This window comes from Achromobacter spanius (genome assembly GCF_002812705.1).
Lineage (GTDB): Bacteria > Pseudomonadota > Gammaproteobacteria > Burkholderiales > Burkholderiaceae_B > Achromobacter > Achromobacter spanius.
On the sequence record NZ_CP025030.1, the window covers coordinates 6,033,053 to 6,049,818 of the forward strand.

A 16,766-nucleotide genomic window follows, 5' to 3' on the forward strand; every position below is an offset into this window, starting at 1 on the left:
TCCTGGTTTGGAACGCTAGGTCATGAGCATGACAATGACAATGCCCCAGATAATGAGCAGGGTATTGCCGATCGCATAAGGAACCGTGTAGCCCAGGGCGGGCACCTGGCTCTTCGCCGTTTCCGTGATTTGTCCGATTGCCGCCGTGGTAGTGCGGGCGCCGGCGCATACGCCCAGCACGATGGCGGGATGAAACTTGAAGACATAGCGGGCGATGAACACGCCCAAAATCATCGGCACGCTGGTGGCGATAATGCCGGCCACAAAAAGCTTGGCGCCCAATTGCTGGAAGCCCTGCACGAAGCCCGGCCCCGATGTGATGCCGACCACGGCCACGAACGCCGTCAGCCCGACTGATGTCAGGAACCAATGCACGGGTTCCGGCACCCGGCCGAAGGTTGGATGCACGGACCGCAGGTAGCCGAAGATCAAGCCGGAAATCAGCGCCCCGCCGGAGGTCGACAAGGTGATGGGAATACCGCTGACGGTCAGCACCAGCGAGCCAAAGAGCCCGCCCAGCAAAATGCCGAAGCCCACGAAGACCATGTCGGTCTGCTCGGTTGCCCGGTCCACATAGCCCAGCTTGCCCACGACCCGCTCAACGTCGCGTTTCGCACCCAATACGAAGAGGCGATCGCCCCGGTCCAGTTTCAGGCCCCAATTGACCGGCATCTCGTGGCCGCCACGCACAACCTTGCGCAGGAACACACCCCGGCCGAGTTGGCGCACGGTCTCGTTTTCCGCCAGTTCCTTGAGGGTCTTGCCGGCCACGTTCTTGTTGGTCAGCACCACTTCGACAATTTCGGCCGGCAGGTTGATCACGTCCCGGTCTTCGATTTCGTTACCGATGATGGCGCCGGCCTGCAAGACCAGCGCGTCATGGCGGCCCGTCACGCCCAGCACATCACCGGCTTGCAGCACCGTGCTTGAGTCGTTGTCGATGATCTGATCACCGCGGCGTATGCGTTCGACAAAGACGCGCGCATCGACAAAACGCGCTTCCAGGTCGGCGACCGTCTTGCCCACGAGTTCGGTGTGGTCCAGCTTGTAGGCGCGCGCCGTGAATTTGCGATAGCCCGACAGTTCCATGGAATCGCCGCCACCAGACATCTGGGCTTCGTATTCCTTGCACTCTTTGACGATGTCCACGCGCATCAGCTTCGGGCCCAGCGAGGCCAGCAACCACGCGCTGCCGACGGTGCCGAAGATGTAGCAGACGGCGTAGGCCACCGGAATGCTGTCGATCCACTGCTTCTTGGTCGCCGCGTCCACGCTAAGCCCGTTGATCGTGTCCGTGGCCACGCCCATCACGGCGGAGATGGTTTGCGCACCAGCCAGCAGCCCGGCGCCGGTACCGGCGTCAAAGCCGAATCCCACCGCCGTGGCCCAGGTCACCAGCAAGCAGATGACGCAAATGATGACCGCGAAAATGACCTGGGGAAGGCCATCGCTTTTCATGCCGCGGAAAAATTGAGGGCCGACGCCGTAGCCTAGACCGAAGAGGAAAAGCAGGAAGAACACCTGCTTGAGAATCGGCGCGATGGTGATATCCAGTTGGCCGACCAGCACGCCCACCAGCAAAGTCCCCGTTACTGCGCCCAGATTAAATCCGAAGAGCTTTTTAGCTCCTATCCAATACCCCAAGCCCAAGGTAAGGAAAACCGCCAACTCTGGATACTTACGCAATGTCTCAAAGAACCAATCCATCCCGAATCTCCTTCGTTCTGTACAGGTCGAGCACGTGCGCGAAAAATCCTGCTGCGCGCGAAGCACATTATCAGAATCTTTCAGAAAATCAAAAGAAATACTACAGGCATATCAAATAGTCGAAGAAGATTGCAGATCAAAAAAAGCCCCGCGGACCTGCGTCCGCGGGGCTTTCATACCAGTGAAGCTGCTGTGCGTTACAGCGCGCCGGTCAGTTCAGGCACGACCTGGAACAGGTCGCCCACCAGGCCATAATCCGCCACGCCAAAAATCGGCGCTTCGGGGTCTTTGTTGATGGCCACGATGACCTTCGAGTCCTTCATGCCGGCCAGATGCTGGATGGCGCCCGAGATACCGACGGCCACGTACAACTGCGGCGCAACGATCTTGCCGGTCTGGCCAACCTGCCAGTCGTTCGGGGCATAGCCGGCGTCGACGGCGGCGCGCGACGCGCCAAGCGCCGCGCCCAGCTTGTCAGCCAGCGGGTCCAGGATCTTGAAGTTTTCAGCGCTGCCCAAGCCACGGCCACCCGAAACCACGACGCGAGCGCCGGCCAGTTCGGGGCGGTCGCTCTTGGCCACTTCGCGGCCCACGAACGTGGACTTGCCCGAATCGGCAACGGCGGCGATCTCTTCCACGGCGGCCGAGCCACCTTGCGCGGCAACGGCGTCAAAGCCCGTCGTGCGCACGGTGATGACCTTCACGGCGTCAGCCGATTGCACGGTGGCAATGGCGTTACCCGCGTAGATGGGGCGCTGGAACGTATCGGCGGATTCCACGCCGATGATGTCCGAAATCTGCGCCACATCGAGCTTGGCGGCCACGCGCGGCGCCACATTCTTGCCCGACGCGGTGGCAGGGAACAGGATGTGGCTGTAGTTCGACGCCACGGCCAGCACCTGGGCAGCCACGTTTTCAGCCAGGCCGTCAGCCAGTTGCGGCGCATCGGCCAGCAGGACCTTGGCGACACCGGCGGCAGCAGCGGCTTGGTCAGCCACGGCGCGCGCATTGGCGCCGGCGACCAGCACATGCACGTCGCCCCCGATCTTGGCGGCGGCGGCGACGGCGTTCAGGGTTGCGCCCTTCAACTGGGCGTTATCGTGTTCGGCAATAACCAGCGTCGTCATCAGACCACCTTCGCTTCGTTCTTGAGTTTGTCCACCAGGGCCGCAACGTCGGCCACCTTGATGCCCGCCTTGCGGGCGGGCGGCTCGCTGACCTTCAGCGTCTTCAGGCGCGGCGCGGCATCAACACCCAGTTCTTCGGGCGTGACGGTGTCCAACTGCTTTTTCTTGGCCTTCATGATGTTCGGCAGCGTGACGTAACGCGGCTCGTTCAGGCGCAAGTCGGTGGTGACGATAGCCGGCAACGTCAGCGTCAACGTTTCCAGGCCGCCGTCCACTTCGCGAGTGACCGTGACTTTGCCGTCGGCCAGTTCAACCTTGCTGGCGAACGTGGCTTGGGGCCAGTCCAGCAGCGCGGCCAGCATCTGGCCGGTTTGATTGGCGTCGTCGTCGATGGCTTGCTTGCCCAGGATCACCAGTTGCGGCTGCTCTTTGTCGACCAAGGCCTTCAACAGCTTGGCCACGGCCAGCGGCTGCAGTTCAGCGTCCGTCTGGACCAGCACGCCGCGATCGGCGCCAATGGCCATGGCGGTGCGCAGCGTCTCCTGGCATTGCGCGACGCCGCAAGAAACCGCCACGACTTCAGCGACGGCACCCTTCTCTTTGAGCCGGGTCGCTTCTTCGACGGCGATTTCGTCAAAGGGGTTCATGGACATCTTCACATTGGCGATATCCACGCCAGTCTGATCCGACTTGACGCGCACCTTGACGTTGTAGTCAACGACGCGCTTGACAGGTACCAACACCTTCATCCCGCTGCCTCCAAATGGAAATAAATACCCGGCATGCGCCGGGATCGCATTGCACAATTTTTTCCTGATTCTACAGCTTCGCCAGCGCTCGTATATGCGCAACCACGCTGCGCCCTAGGGCAGATAAGTTGTAACCACCTTCAAGCGTGCTGACGATCCGGCCCTGACTATGCCGTTCGGCCACCTCCACGAGCTGCTCGGTGATCCAGGCGTAGTCGGCTTCCACCAACCCCATCTGGCCCATGTCGTCCTCTCGGTGGGCGTCGAAACCCGCCGACACCAGGATCAATTCCGGGCGGTGGGCCTCCAGCCTGGGCAGCCAGGTGTCGGTGACGATCGTCCTGACCGCGGCCCCCACCGTGTAGGCGGTCACGGGCACGTTCACCATGTTGGCCGCCGGCTGCTCGGTACCGCTGTTGGGAAAGAGCGGATGCTGGAAGAAACTGCACATCAGCACACGCTCATCGCCCGCGAAGACGTCTTCGGTGCCGTTGCCATGGTGCACATCGAAATCAACGATGGCCACGCGCGACAGGCCGTGGAATTCCAGCGCATGGCGCGCCGCGATCGCCACGTTGTTCAAGAAGCAGAACCCCATGGCCTGCGAGCGGCAAGCATGGTGGCCGGGCGGACGCACCGCGCAGAACGCCGTGCGGGCCTCCCCGCCGATCACCGCGTCCACCGCCGCCACACCCGCGCCGGCCGCATACAGGGCGGCTTCATAGGTGTGGGGATTCATCAGCGTGTCCGGATCGATTGGGTAATACCCTTGGTCCGGCGTATGTTCGCGCAAACTGTCCAGATACTGGACGGTGTGCACGCGCAGAAGGTCGTGGCGCGACGCCTGGGGCGCCTGCCGATCGTCCAGATAAGGCATCAAGCCGCTGGCCAGCAACTGGTCGGAAATGGCGTCCAGCCTCTGCGGGCTTTCGGGGTGCCAACTGCCCATTTCATGCAAGCGGCATGTCGGGTGGGTAAGATACATGGTCTCCATAAGGAAGATTATGTTCATCTGTCGGCGATTACTGCAACTCGGAACGCTCTCCGCCCTGCTGGCGGGCTGCTCCACCACCGCTCCCACCGCTCCAAATTCGCTTTCGGCCCAACCCACGGCCGCCTCCGCCAACACCGCGATCCGCATCGGACCCACCACGCCGACACCAGGCTCCGAACTGCCGGATGACGCGCCCGCCACGCTGACCGCCACCGGTGCGCTACGCCCGGAAGTGCGCAGCTTTGTCGAAGAACTGGCGGCCGAGCGCCAACTGCCGCTGGACCCGATGGTCAAGGCGCTTGAGAGCTCGCGCTACAACGCCACGGTGTCGCGCTTGATCGCTCCGTCACCACCGGGCAAGAAAATCTGGCGTAGCTGGCTGACCTACCGGTCGCGCTTTGTCGAGCCCAAGCGTATCGGCTGGGGCGTGGACTTCTATAACGAAAACCGCGACCTGCTCAACCAGGCGGCCCAGCGCTTCGGCGTGCCGGCGCCGATCATCGCGTCGATCATCGGCGTCGAAACGCTGTACGGCCGCAACATGGGCAATTTCCGGGTATTGGATGCGCTGGCCACGCTGGCCTTCGATTACCCCGACCCCAACAAACCCGAACGCGCCACGATGTTCCGTGGCCAACTGGCGGACTTCCTGACGCTGGTCATGAAAGACAAGCTGGAACTTGAAACGCGGGGATCGTATGCGGGCGCCATCGGCATGCCGCAATTCATGCCGACCAGCATCATGCATTACGCGGTGGACGGCGATGACAATGGCCATATCAACCTGACGAGCAATACGCAGGACGCCATCATGTCGGTGGGCAGTTTCCTGGCCCAGCATGGCTGGCAGCGCGGTTTGCCGGTGTTTGCACCCGTGGTGCTGCCGGCCGATCCCACCCCGTTGGTCGACGGCGGGCTGGAACCCAAGCAAAGCTGGACGACACTGTCGGCGGCCGGCGCGCGCTTGCAGCCGGGCGCATCCAGCGCGGGCTGGAGCGCCCAGCCCTTGGGGGTTGTGGACCTGGTCGAGGAAGCACGAGGCACAGCGCAATACCGCGTCGGCACGCCCAACTTCTTCGCTTTGACCAAGTACAACCGCAGCTATTTCTACGCCACCTCGGTGGCGGATCTGGCCTACGAGATCGAAGCGCGGGTCACTCGCTGATCAGCCGCCCGCTGATTTACGCGCCTGAAAAAAAATCGCCCCGTTCATGACGGGGCGATCTTTTTGTGGGCTGCGCCCCGAGACAAAACAGGCTCAGTTGAAGACGCCCGTCGACAGGTAGCGGTCGCCACGGTCGCACACGATAAACACGATGGTCGCGTCGTTGACGCGCTCGGCCACGCGCAACGCGGCAACCAGCGCGCCCGCGGACGAGATGCCGCCAAAGATGCCCTCTTCCGCCGCCAGCCGACGGGCCATGGTTTCGGCTTCCGACTGCTCGATGGATTCGTACGCATCCACACGGCTGCGGTCGAAGATCTTGGGCAAATAGGCTTCGGGCCACTTGCGGATACCGGGTATCTGCGACCCTTCGGCCGGCTGCGCACCGACAATCTGTACGGCCGGATTGCGCGACTTCAGGTAGGTCGACACCCCCATGATGGTGCCCGTGGTGCCCATGGCGCTGACGAAGTGGGTAATGCGCCCATCGGTTTGCGTCCAGAGTTCCGGACCGGTGGATTCCACGTGCGCACGCGGATTATCGGGGTTGGCGAATTGGTCCAGCACCACGCCCCTGCCGTCCGCCTGCATCTCGGTGGCCAGGTCGCGGGCATACTCCATGCCGCCCTTGTCGGCCGGCGTCAGGATCAGCTCGGCGCCATAAGCCGCCATGGCCGCGCGGCGTTCCACCGACAGGTTGTCGGGCATGATCAAGATCATGCGGTAGCCCTTCATCGCGGCCGCCATGGCCAGGGCGATGCCGGTGTTGCCGCTGGTGGCTTCGATGAGGGTATCGCCCGGCTTGATGTCACCGCGCGCTTCGGCGTGCTGGATCATCGACAAGGCTGGGCGGTCCTTCACGGAACCGGCGGGGTTGTTGCCTTCCAGCTTGGCCAGGATGACGTTGCCACGCGCGGCGCCCGCGGCACCGGGAATGCGCTGCAAACGCACCAAAGGCGTATTGCCGACGGTCTGCTCGATAGTGGGGTAGGTAGTAGTCATGCGAAAGATCATAACTCCGCCCGATAGCGAGCGCGGGCAAAAGCCGCGCTCGTGCCAGGGGTTCCCAGGCGGCCTGGTGCCGTCAGGGCCGGCTGGGCTGCGGGGGGGCAGCTTTGCCGGTGGCCGGCCGGTTGGCGGGTTTTCCGGCCGGTTTGGAAGCGGCTGAGCTGCTTGGCGCCGCGGCTGCGGCAGCCGGTGCCGAGGCGGCAGTCGCTGCGGCGGCTTGGGTTGCGGCATCCCCTTCACCCACCTGCAGGCCGGCCGCTTCCAGTGCCTTTGCCTTCTTCTCGCCGATACCGCGCACCCGCTCAGCCAGGTCTTCGAACGAATCAAAGCGGCCGCCCCGTTCGCGTTCGTTGATGATGATCTCGGCCGTGCGAGGACCAATACCGCGGATGGTCTCCAATTGCTGCGCGCTGGCCTGGTTCACATCCAGCGCCCGCGCTTCGGGTGCGGCGAAACCAAGTCCGCCAATCAGCAGGATCGCACCCAGGGTGTGCTGCCACAAGCGGCGCCCGCCCTGCGTGCCCCCAGCCACCTGACGCGCATGGCGTTTGTGCCAAGGCATGGTCAAGGAGCGCCGGGCGACGGCGGGTACGGAAAAAGCGTTCATGGGAAGTCTCCAGAAAGAATGGGCGCGGCAGGTGCCGAACCACACCCAGATCATGACTTTCCGCCCCGCTTTTGGGCCGGGCAGTGAATGGAATGATCCACCTCGGGAACTACGCGTGACCTGCTCCCCGTGATTAGTACGAAATCGATGTAGAGTCCGTTCCCAAAGGAATGGCAATGAAGAAACGATTCACGGAAGAACAAATCATCGGCGTGCTCAAGGAGGCCGATGCGGGTGCCAAGCCCGCAGAACTGTGCCGCAAGCACGGTATCTCCGAGGCAACGTACTACAACTGGAAGGCGAAGTTCGGTGGCATGACGGTGTCGGACGCTCAGCGGCTCAAGGAGCTGGAGCAGGAGAACAACAGGCTCAAGAAGCTGTTGGCCGAGTCGATGCTGGACAAGGCGGCGCTTCAGGATCTGCTAAGCCGAAAGTAGTCAGCCCGCAGGCCAAGCGCGAGGCGGTCAGGACATTGATGGCCGAGCGCAGCATGGGTGTTACCCGGGCCTGCGGGCTGGTAGGAATTTCGCGGTCGTTGTTTGCCTACGGGAGCACGCGCATAGGCGATGCTGCTCTGACCGAGCGCATGAAAGAGATGGCAGTGGCCAAACGACGCTATGGCTATCGGAGAATCCATGTGCTCTTACGTCGCGAAGGCTGGCAAGCAAATCACAAGCGAGTCTGGCGGCTGTACAGCCTGGCAGGGTTGAGCGTGCGCAAACGCAAGCGTAAGCGCATCGCGGCGACCGAGCGCGTGGTTCGCCCAGCGGCAACCGCGCCGAATCAAAGTTGGTCGATGGACTTTGTGGCCGACGGCCTAGCCTATGGCCGCCGGTTCCGTTGTTTGAATATCGTCGATGACTACACTCGCGAATGCCTGGCCATCGAGGTCGATACGTCGTTGCCGGGAGTGCGTGTTGCCACGGTGCTGCAACGGCTAGCTGAAATGCGTGGCCTGCCGCGATCTATTACTGTGGACAACGGTCCGGAATTCGCCGGAAGAGCCTTGGATGCCTGGGCCTACCAAGCTGGCGTAAAGCTGTCGTTTATCCGGCCGGGTAAACCGGTGGAGAACGCTTATATCGAAAGTTTCAACGGCAAGTTCCGCGACGAATGCCTTAACGAGCACTGGTTCTTGTCCCTGCGACAGGCCAAAGACTTGATCGAAAACTGGCGGGTCGAGTACAACACCGATCGGCCCCACAGTGCGCTCGGATATTTAACCCCGGCGCAATTCGTGCAGGCTCATCAGAAAGAAGGTCTTTTACCCCTGGACTCTATGTCGGTGCCGTACTAAATCTGGGGGCAGGTCACGCGGGCGAAGCCATGCGGAGACGAAAAAAAGCCACCTCAAGGGTGGCTTCCTGTCATGGCGCCTTAGCGCGATATCAACGGCGAGCGCGCCAATACCGTACGTATTCGGCCACGCCCGTTTGCACATCGCGCATCGGCGCCTGAAAGCCGACCGCACGCAGTTGGGTGACGTCGGCCTGCGTATAGCTTTGATAGCGCCCTTTTAGGTCGTCGGGGAACGGGATATAGCGGATCAGGTCCAGTTCCACCAGTTGCGCCAAGGTCAAGTTGGCCTCTCCCCGTTCGGCGCGCAGCGTGTTCACGACCGCGGCGGCCACGTCATTGAACGGCTGCGCACGCCCCGTGCCGCAGTTGAAGATGCCGGATTGCTCGGGGTGATCCAAAAAGTGCAGGTTGACCGCCACCACGTCTTCGACCGAGATGAAGTCGCGGCTTTGGCCACCATCCACATAGCCGTCCCAACCCGCGAACAGACGTACGTGGCCGTGCTCCAGGAACTGGTTCATGTTGTGGAACGCCACCGAGGCCATGCGGCCCTTGTGCTGTTCGTGCGGACCATAGACGTTGAAATAGCGCAGGCCCACGACCTGTGCCGTCAGGCTGTCCATGCGCTTGCGCAACACCTGATCGAACAGCAGCTTGGAGTAGCCGTAGACGTTCAGCGGCCCTTCGTTGGCCGGGTCTTCCACATAGACCGAAGACGCGCCATAGACGGCGGCGGACGAGGCATACAGGAACGGAATGCGGCGCGCCTGGCAGAACTCGAACAGTTCCAGCGTGACGCGGTAATTGTTGTCCATCATGTAGCGGCCGTTGCGTTCGGTCGTGTCCGAACACGCGCCTTGATGCAGCACCGCACGCACCTCGGGCAGACTTCCGTCGGCCACACGGCGGCGGAAGTCGTCCTTGTCCATGTAGTCGGCGACCTGGCAATCGACCAAATTGACGAACTTGTCGCCCTCCGTCAAATCGTCAACCGCGATGATGTCATGGATGCCGCGGCGGTTGAGCCCGCGCACCAGGTTGCTGCCTATGAAGCCCGCGGCTCCGGTTACGACGATCATGAGGATTCTCCTGCCAATTCCGCGGCGGTAACGACGGACGTGCCCAGCTTGCCCACGGCGATGCCGCCGGCCTTGTTGGCCCAGCCCATCGACTCGGTCCACGGCAAGCCGATGGCGCGTGAAACCGCCAGGGTGGCCAGCACCGTGTCGCCTGCGCCTGACACATCGAACACTTCGTGCGCCTGCGCATCGATGTGGTCGCGTCCCGCATCGGTAAACAATGTCATGCCCTGCTCGGAACGGGTCACAAGCAGCGCTTCCAGGTCAAGATTGGCGCGCAGGCGCTGCGCGCGATCGGTCAATTCGGCTTCAGAATTCCAGCGGCCCACGGCCTGCTGCATTTCCGCCCGGTTGGGGGTGACCAGCGTCGCGCCACGATAGCGCGAATAGTCGTCGCCCTTGGGGTCCACCAGCACCGGAATGCCCGCATGGCGCGCCATGGCCACGAGCGATTCGACGCGCGTCAGCACGCCCTTGGCGTAGTCGGATAGCACCACGACATCATGATTGGCCAGATGCCGGGCCAGCGCGGCGTCCACGCTATCCAACGCGGCTTGTTCGGGAAGCTGTTCGAAGTCCACGCGCAGCAATTGCTGCTGGCGGCCCAGCACGCGCATCTTCAGCGTGGTGTGCAGGGACGGGTCGGCGATCAGGTCGGCATGGATGCCGGCTTCGGCGGACAGGCGGCGAATGCTGTCGCCAGCTTCGTCCGCACCCAGCACGCCCACCAGCGTCACCTGGCCACCAAGCGCCGCGACGTTGCGCGCCACGTTGGCGGCGCCACCCAGACGGTCTTCGCGGCGCGCAACGCGCACCACGGGCACAGGCGCCTCCGGCGAGATGCGTTCGACTTCACCGAACCAGTAGCGGTCCAGCATCACGTCGCCAACCACGAGGACGCGACCTTGTGAAATGGCTTCGGCGGGGAAAGGCTTCATTCAAGTTCTTCCAGGCGGCGCGGCGCATAGGTTTCCCAGGCGTTGCAGCCGGGACATTGCCAGTAAAAACGACGCGCTTGAAAACCGCAACTGCGGCACGCATAGCGGTCCAGGCGTTGCGTATGCTTGTGGATCAGGCTGCGCAGCAGCGTCAGGTCGGCGCCGGGTACCGGCCCCTTTTCGGCGCCTCCTTCCGGATTGGCCAGTTCGGCTTCCAACAGGCGGTCCAGGCCCAGCAAGGACGGATGGCTGCGCAACGCGCCGCGCGCAAACGCCCAGGCGACTTCCGACCCTTGCTGCGCGCGCAGTTCGCGGAACACGACGTTGAAGAGGTCCAACGAGGCGTGGCGCTGATATTGCTTCATCAGGAAATCCAGGCCCGCCTCGATCTGATTGGCAGCGCGATAGTTGGCCAGCAGTGGCTCGGCCACCAGCCCCGCGAATTCGGGCGCGTCGGTCATTACCGATTCCAGATAGAGCCGTTCGCGCTTCGGGTCCTGCTCCAGCAATGCCAGGCGGGCGCGCAGCATGGCGGTGCGCACCATGGCACCCTTGCCTACCGTGGCATCGGTGGTCGACAAGGCGTGGTCGGCGGCGTCAAGCGCCGTGTGTGCGGCATCCACGTCAGCGGGCTTGGCAGATAGCGCGGTTTGCGCCTGTTCGCAGTAGTAGTGCACGATTTGCGGCACCGGCTCGTCGACCAGGCCCTGCAAGGTCTTGACCGCTTCAATCGCGCGCGGCCAGTCGTGCTCGGACTCAAAGATGCGGATCAGGGAACGCAGCGCGGGCAGCGCATAGCGCGTGTCCTTCAACTGCTCGAAACCGCTTTCGGCGCGGTCCAGCATGCCGGCTTTTAGAAAGTCCTGCGCCAGTTCATGCTGGGCGTGCTCGCGCTCGGCATCGGGCAGGTCGGAACGGCTGAGCAGGCTTTGGTGCACGCGGATGGCGCGCTCCATTTCACCGCGCCGGCGGAACAGGCTACCCAGCGCGAAGTGCAGCTCCGTGGTTTCCGGGTCCAGCTTGGCGACTTCGACAAAGGCGTCGATCGCGCGGTCCGGCTCTTCATTGAGCAGGAAATTCAGCCCCCGGAAATAGGAGTCGGGCAGGCTGCGGGTTTCCCGAAGCATCTGCCGGATATCGAAACGCGCGGCCAGCCAGCCCAGCGCGAACAACACCGGCACGAAAATCAACCACCAAGGTTCAAAATCCACGGTTCGGGCTCATGCGGTAATTCAGTGCGGTATGCGGGACGTGCGGTGATTGGCCCGCCATCAGAGCGGCGACATCGGTGCAACGGCTTCGGGCGGCACGACGGGCGTGGTGCCGTTGGCGGCGGCCTGGACACGGTCCAGCTCGCGGCGCAAGCGGATCGCTTCGCGGCGGCGGCGCATGGCGGCGGGCACGGTCAACAACAGGCCGAACACGGCGCCGGCCACGAACACAACCAGCATCACGACGATCAGCGGCACATCTTGCACGACGTAGTCCGCATAGAACTTCACGGCAACCGGATCGGTGTTCTTCAAGGCGAACATCAATACGGCAATAAACACGAGCAATCGCAGGGCCCAGACGAGATAGCGCATGACGCATGCTCCAGAGATTCAAGACTGTCAATTGTAAGCGGAGTCTTAACAGTCGAAGGAAAAAAACAAAGCCCCTTGATTTCTCAAGGGGCCTGTTCTCGGTCCGATCTGCCCGTAGGCAGCCTTACTAGCCGATCCGTCAGTGCATGGCGTGCAAGCTTGCCATTGACGTCATCGGTTCACCCGATCCAGAGGACTGGGCGTCCTCATCGTTGCCGCCGACCAGGTCAACCCGCTCGCGCAATTCCTTGCCTGCCTTGAAATGCGGCACCTGTTTACCAGGCACCAGCACTTGTTCGCCGGACTTCGGATTGCGGCCGATGCGGGGAGACCGCTGCGACAACGAGAAGCTGCCAAAGCCGCGGATCTCGATGCGCTGACCCGAGGCCAGGGCCTGGGTCATTGCATCCAACACGGTCTTGACGGCGTAATCGGTGTCGCGGGCGGCCAGCTGAGGATAGCGGGCCGCCAAGGCGGCGATCAGCTCCGACTTGGTCACGAATTAACCGTCGTTGCGCTGTTGGTCCAGCTTGGCCTTCAGCAGCGCGCCGAGGTTGGTGGTGCCGGACGAAGCGCTGGCGTCGGACATGCGCTGGATCGTATCGGCGGTTTCGGCGTTGTCACGAGCCTTGATCGACAGTTGGATCGAACGCGTCTTGCGGTCGATGTTGACGATCATGGCTTCGATGTTTTCGCCGGCGTTCAGCACGGTGGTGGCATCTTCAACGCGACCCGAGGAGATCTCGGAAGCGCGCAGGTAGCCTTCAACGTCCACGGACAGCGTAACCACAGCGCCCTTGGCTTCGACGGACTTGATGGTGCCCGGAACAACCGCGCCCTTGTCAAACGTGGCGACGAAGTTGTTGAAGGGGTCGCCTTCCAGCTGCTTGATGCCCAGCGAGATGCGTTCCTTGTCGGTATCGATGCCCAGAACCACGGCTTCGATCTCGTCGCCCTTCTTGAAGTTGCGCACGGCTTCTTCGCCCGTTTCCGTCCACGACAGGTCGGACAGGTGAACCAGGCCGTCGATGCCGCCAGGCAGGCCGACGAACACGCCGAAGTCGGTGATCGACTTGATGGCGCCGCGGACCTTGTCGCCGCGCTTGAAGTTCGTGGCGAACTCTTCCCACGGGTTCTGACGGCACTGCTTCATGCCCAGCGAGATACGACGACGGTCTTCGTCGATTTCCAGGACCATGACTTCGACTTCTTCGCCCAGGGTAACAACCTTGCGCGGGTCGACGTTCTTGTTGGTCCAGTCCATTTCGGAGACGTGAACCAGGCCTTCGATGCCGGCTTCGACTTCAACGAACGCGCCGTAGTCGGTCAGGTTCGTGACCTTACCGAACAGGCGGGTGCCTTGCGGGTAGCGGCGAGCCAGGCCCACCCACGGATCTTCGCCCAGTTGCTTGACGCCCAGCGAGACGCGGCTCTTTTCCTGGTCGAACTTGAGGACCTTGGCTTCGACTTCTTGACCCACTTGCAGGACTTCGGACGGGTGACGCACACGACGCCATGCCATGTCGGTGATGTGCAGCAGGCCGTCGATGCCGCCCAGGTCAACGAACGCGCCGTAGTCGGTGATGTTCTTGACCACGCCCTTGACCACAGCACCTTCGTGCAGGGTTTCGAGCAGCTTTTGACGCTCTTCGCCCATGCTGGCTTCCAGCACCTGGCGACGCGACAGCACAACGTTGTTGCGCTTGCGGTCAAGCTTGATGACCTTGAATTCGAGGGTCTTGCCTTCGTACGGGGTGGTGTCCTTGACCGGACGCAGATCCACCAGCGAACCCGGCAGGAACGCGCGGATGCCGTTGGTCATGACGGTCAGGCCGCCCTTCACCTTGCCGGTGATGGTGCCGGTAACCAGTTCGCCGTTTTCCAGGGCCTTTTCCAGCTGCAGCCAGGCCGACAGGCGCTTGGCGCGGTCACGCGACAGGATGGTGTCGCCGTAGCCGTTTTCCAGGGAATCGATGGCCACCGAGACGAAATCGCCGGGTTGCACTTCGAGCTCGCCCTGGTCATTCAGGAACTCTTCCAGGGGGATCAGCGCTTCGGACTTCAGGCCGGCGTTGACGACGACGAAATTATGGTCGACGCGCACGACTTCGGCGCTGATGACCTCGCCGGACTTCATGTCCTGGCTCTTGAGGCTTTGTGCGAAAAGGTCGGCGAAACTTTCGCCGCCGGTGGCGGTAGTGGAAACGGAAGACATGGGGTTGAAATCCATTGGGCCGAAATGGCCGTTAAGAACACACCGCAGCGGATTGCCCGCCACAGTGGAGTCAAAATACCTGCCTGCCGGTTTGCCCTGCGGGGTGGCCCGTGGGGGTTGCGCCTGGCTAGGACAGGGCCTAATCAAGTAAAAAATCTTGGCCTGGATGGTTTGGCCTGGCTGCATTGGCTGAAACTTGCCAATGCCAGGGCGGGTTTCAGCCCATCAGGCTTAGCCCTTCGGGTTTCAGCCCACCGGGTTTACAACCCACCCTTGCCTTTCTCTTGCTGCCAAAAATCCAGTATTGCCTGCACCGTTTCAGCAATCGTCAAATTGGACGAATCCAGCACGTGTGCGTCTGCTGCGGGAGCCAGCGGCGCCGTGGCGCGTTCGGTATCGCGGGCGTCTCGCTCGCGCATGTCTCGCAGAAGGTCGTCTAGATTAGCAGAAATTCCCTTTTCGATCAACTGCTTACGCCGCCTCTCCGCCCGGGCCACCACGTCGGCAACCAGGAACACCTTCAGGGACGCATCGGGAAAGACCACCGTGCCCATATCGCGGCCGTCCGCGACAAGCCCCGGGGGCAGGCGGAAGGCACGCTGGCGCTCGAGCAAAGCGCGGCGCACACCGGGGTACGCCGCCACGCGGGACGCGAAATTACCCACTTCCTCGCGACGTATGTCATGCCCGACATCCACCCCCGCCAGGTAGACGTGCGGGCCGTCAAACTGAACATCCAGGGTTTCCGCCACACGCGCCACGCCGGCTTCATCGTCGGCAGGCACACCCTGCTTGAGGGCGGCCAAGGCGGTCAGGCGGTACAGCGCACCACTATCCAGAACCGCCCAGCCCAGCGCCTTGGCGACGCGATGCGCCACCGTGCCCTTGCCGGACGCGGTGGGGCCATCGATGGTGATGACGGCGGCGGGGGAATCTGTCGATGAAATCAAAGTCATGTGGAAAGTGCGCTAGGCCGAGACCAAGCTTGCGTAAACATCAAAATAACCCGGGAACGTCTTGCTGACGCAACCGGGGTCCATGATCCGGACGGCCGCCGGCCCGAACGCCGCCAATGAAAAGCACATTGCCATGCGGTGGTCATCCCAGGTGCCGATTTGCGCATCGCGCCAGGCATCCTGCGCGGGCGGGATGACACGCAGCCAATCCGGCCCCGATTCCACCTGCGCGCCAAGCTTTTCAAGCTCGGTCTGCATGGCGTGGATGCGGTCGGTTTCCTTCACACGCCAACTGCCAATATTGCGCAACAGGCAAGGGCCGTCGGCATATAGCGCCAGCGCGGCGGCGGTCATGGCCGCGTCCGGGATCAGATTGAAATCCGTGTCGAAGGCTTTCAAGCGCGCACCGTCGGCCACACGCACGCCGGAAACCTCGATCCAGTCGGGTCCGTACGCCACATTTGCGCCCATCTGCGCCAGCGTGTCGGCAAACGCGACGTCGCCCTGAATGCTGTCGGCGCCCACGCCCGTTACCCGCAAGGGGCCGCCACCAATCGCGCCAAGCGCCAAGAAGTAAGACGCTGTGGAGGCATCGCCTTCCACCGCGATCTGGCCCGGGCTGCGGTAGCCCGCGCCGCCATCGATCACAAAACGGGTCCAGCCATCGCGCCGCACCTGTACACCGAAGCGTGCCATCAGGTTCAGCGTGATCTCGATATAGGGCTTGGAGATCAGCTCGCCGACCACTTCAATCGTTACCGGCTTACCGCTACGGCCTGCCTGCAAGGGCGCCGCCAGCAGCAAGGCGGTCAAGAACTGGCTGGACACCGAACCCTGCACGCGCGCCACCGCATCGTCCGAGATCTGACCCTGGCCAATATGCAGCGGGGGATAACCCGGCTGACCCAGGTAATCAATACGGGCGCCCAGTGCATTCAAGGCGTCGGCAAGATCACCGATGGGCCGTTCGTGCATGCGCGGCACGCCCGACAGGCGGTAATCACCCCCCATGAGCGCCAGCGCGGCCGTCAGCGGACGTATGGCCGTGCCGGCGTTGCCCATGAAAAGGTCGGCGCTTTCCACCGGAAAACGCCGCACGCCCTGGACCGTCACGCAACCGGCATCCAATTCAGACACCTGCACGCCCAATTGGCGCAAGGCGCCCAGCATGACGCGCGTATCGTCGGAATCCAGCAGACCGGTAATGGTGGTGGTGCCCTCGGCAATCGCCGACAACAGCAGCACGCGATTGGAAATGCTCTTGGACCCCGGCAAGGCCATCACGCCCTGCGCCTGCCGCACGCGCGGCAGGTCCAGATAAGGCAAAGCGCCCATG

16 protein-coding genes are annotated in these 16,766 nt (G+C 62.8%); 2 read left to right on the top strand and 14 right to left on the bottom strand.

Features of this window, described 5'->3' with window-relative positions; genetic code table 11:
* Positions 1–15 precede the first annotated feature (15 nt).
* From aspT to CVS48_RS27440, 4 genes are all read right to left on the bottom strand, one after another.
* On the bottom strand, positions 16–1,707 hold the full coding sequence (gene aspT, locus CVS48_RS27425) for an aspartate-alanine antiporter (protein ID WP_100857184.1): 1,692 nt from the start codon (positions 1,705–1,707) through the stop codon (positions 16–18).
* A gap of 197 nt (positions 1,708–1,904) precedes the next feature.
* Positions 1,905–2,834, bottom strand: coding sequence for an electron transfer flavoprotein subunit alpha/FixB family protein (locus tag CVS48_RS27430; protein ID WP_054423708.1), 930 nt, complete (start codon positions 2,832–2,834; stop codon positions 1,905–1,907).
* A complete protein-coding gene (locus tag CVS48_RS27435; RefSeq protein ID WP_054423710.1) occupies positions 2,834–3,583 on the bottom strand; it encodes an electron transfer flavoprotein subunit beta/FixA family protein in 750 nt (249 codons plus the stop codon). The genes CVS48_RS27430 and CVS48_RS27435 overlap by 1 nt, the downstream gene beginning before the upstream one ends.
* A 70-nt stretch (positions 3,584–3,653) precedes the next feature.
* Positions 3,654–4,577 (bottom strand): histone deacetylase family protein, encoded by a 924-nt coding sequence (locus CVS48_RS27440; protein WP_172616218.1) that lies wholly within the window; start codon positions 4,575–4,577, stop codon positions 3,654–3,656.
* 10 nt (positions 4,578–4,587) lie between these two features.
* Here CVS48_RS27440 and mltB point away from each other — a divergent pair, with 10 nt between their 5' ends.
* Positions 4,588–5,742 carry a lytic murein transglycosylase B gene (mltB, locus tag CVS48_RS27445; protein WP_100857186.1) on the top strand — a complete coding sequence of 385 codons (1,155 nt, stop codon included), beginning with the start codon at positions 4,588–4,590 and terminating at the stop codon, positions 5,740–5,742.
* Positions 5,743–5,835: 93 nt separating this feature from the next.
* Here mltB and cysM read toward each other — a convergent pair whose 3' ends face one another.
* Positions 5,836–6,744, bottom strand: a complete 909-nt coding sequence (gene cysM / locus CVS48_RS27450) for a cysteine synthase CysM (protein WP_100857887.1) — start codon at positions 6,742–6,744, stop codon at positions 5,836–5,838.
* 82 nt (positions 6,745–6,826) lie between these two features.
* On the bottom strand, positions 6,827–7,357 hold the full coding sequence (locus CVS48_RS27455) for a ComEA family DNA-binding protein (protein ID WP_167401064.1): 531 nt from the start codon (positions 7,355–7,357) through the stop codon (positions 6,827–6,829).
* Between the two features lie 176 nt (positions 7,358–7,533).
* On the opposite strand from CVS48_RS27455, the gene CVS48_RS27465 reads away from it, so the two are divergent.
* Positions 7,534–8,654, top strand: a protein-coding gene (locus CVS48_RS27465) for an IS3 family transposase (RefSeq protein WP_100854261.1) whose coding sequence is annotated in 2 segments (ribosomal slippage) — positions 7,534–7,786 and positions 7,786–8,654 — 1,122 coding nt in all. Because the reading frame shifts where the segments join, the coding sequence is not laid out codon by codon here.
* A gap of 91 nt (positions 8,655–8,745) precedes the next feature.
* On the opposite strand, the gene rfaD is transcribed toward CVS48_RS27465, so the two are convergent.
* The 8 genes from rfaD to aroA all read right to left on the bottom strand — a co-directional run bounded on the left by rfaD (position 8,746) and on the right by aroA (position 16,765).
* Complete coding sequence (gene rfaD, locus CVS48_RS27470; RefSeq protein WP_100857188.1) at positions 8,746–9,735, bottom strand: ADP-glyceromanno-heptose 6-epimerase; 990 nt, start codon at positions 9,733–9,735, stop codon at positions 8,746–8,748.
* Positions 9,732–10,673, bottom strand: coding sequence for a D-glycero-beta-D-manno-heptose-7-phosphate kinase (rfaE1, locus tag CVS48_RS27475; protein ID WP_100857189.1), 942 nt, complete (start codon positions 10,671–10,673; stop codon positions 9,732–9,734). The genes rfaD and rfaE1 overlap by 4 nt, the downstream gene beginning before the upstream one ends.
* The gene (gene lapB / locus CVS48_RS27480) at positions 10,670–11,884 is read right to left on the bottom strand and encodes a lipopolysaccharide assembly protein LapB (RefSeq protein WP_100857190.1); all 1,215 of its coding nucleotides are present in this window, start codon (positions 11,882–11,884) and stop codon (positions 10,670–10,672) included. The genes rfaE1 and lapB overlap by 4 nt, the downstream gene beginning before the upstream one ends.
* Before the next feature lie 60 nt (positions 11,885–11,944).
* Positions 11,945–12,259, bottom strand: a complete 315-nt coding sequence (locus CVS48_RS27485) for a LapA family protein (RefSeq protein ID WP_100857191.1) — start codon at positions 12,257–12,259, stop codon at positions 11,945–11,947.
* 139 nt (positions 12,260–12,398) lie between these two features.
* A complete protein-coding gene (locus tag CVS48_RS27490) occupies positions 12,399–12,758 on the bottom strand; it encodes an integration host factor subunit beta (protein WP_046802728.1) in 360 nt (119 codons plus the stop codon).
* Between the two features lie 3 nt (positions 12,759–12,761).
* The gene (gene rpsA, locus CVS48_RS27495) at positions 12,762–14,474 is read right to left on the bottom strand and encodes a 30S ribosomal protein S1 (RefSeq protein ID WP_006225145.1); all 1,713 of its coding nucleotides are present in this window, start codon (positions 14,472–14,474) and stop codon (positions 12,762–12,764) included.
* A 260-nt stretch (positions 14,475–14,734) separates the two neighbouring features.
* Complete coding sequence (gene cmk / locus CVS48_RS27500) at positions 14,735–15,430, bottom strand: (d)CMP kinase (RefSeq protein ID WP_100857192.1); 696 nt, start codon at positions 15,428–15,430, stop codon at positions 14,735–14,737.
* A gap of 12 nt (positions 15,431–15,442) precedes the next feature.
* On the bottom strand, positions 15,443–16,765 hold the full coding sequence (gene aroA, locus CVS48_RS27505) for a 3-phosphoshikimate 1-carboxyvinyltransferase (protein ID WP_100857193.1): 1,323 nt from the start codon (positions 16,763–16,765) through the stop codon (positions 15,443–15,445).
* Between the last annotated feature and the right edge of the window lies 1 nt (position 16,766).

Coding starts and splice junctions, on each gene's coding strand:
- aspT (WP_100857184.1), bottom strand. CDS start 1,707: ATGGATTGGTTCTTTGAGACATTGCGTAAGTATCCAGAGTTGGCGGTT.
- CVS48_RS27430 (WP_054423708.1), bottom strand. CDS start 2,834: ATGACGACGCTGGTTATTGCCGAACACGATAACGCCCAGTTGAAGGGC.
- CVS48_RS27435 (WP_054423710.1), bottom strand. CDS start 3,583: ATGAAGGTGTTGGTACCTGTCAAGCGCGTCGTTGACTACAACGTCAAG.
- CVS48_RS27440 (WP_172616218.1), bottom strand. CDS start 4,577: ATGGAGACCATGTATCTTACCCACCCGACATGCCGCTTGCATGAAATG.
- mltB (WP_100857186.1), top strand. CDS start 4,588: ATGTTCATCTGTCGGCGATTACTGCAACTCGGAACGCTCTCCGCCCTG.
- cysM (WP_100857887.1), bottom strand. CDS start 6,744: ATGACTACTACCTACCCCACTATCGAGCAGACCGTCGGCAATACGCCT.
- CVS48_RS27455 (WP_167401064.1), bottom strand. CDS start 7,357: ATGAACGCTTTTTCCGTACCCGCCGTCGCCCGGCGCTCCTTGACCATG.
- rfaD (WP_100857188.1), bottom strand. CDS start 9,735: ATGATCGTCGTAACCGGAGCCGCGGGCTTCATAGGCAGCAACCTGGTG.
- rfaE1 (WP_100857189.1), bottom strand. CDS start 10,673: ATGAAGCCTTTCCCCGCCGAAGCCATTTCACAAGGTCGCGTCCTCGTG.
- CVS48_RS27485 (WP_100857191.1), bottom strand. CDS start 12,259: ATGCGCTATCTCGTCTGGGCCCTGCGATTGCTCGTGTTTATTGCCGTA.
- rpsA (WP_006225145.1), bottom strand. CDS start 14,474: ATGTCTTCCGTTTCCACTACCGCCACCGGCGGCGAAAGTTTCGCCGAC.
- cmk (WP_100857192.1), bottom strand. CDS start 15,430: ATGACTTTGATTTCATCGACAGATTCCCCCGCCGCCGTCATCACCATC.
- aroA (WP_100857193.1), bottom strand. CDS start 16,765: ATGGGCGCTTTGCCTTATCTGGACCTGCCGCGCGTGCGGCAGGCGCAG.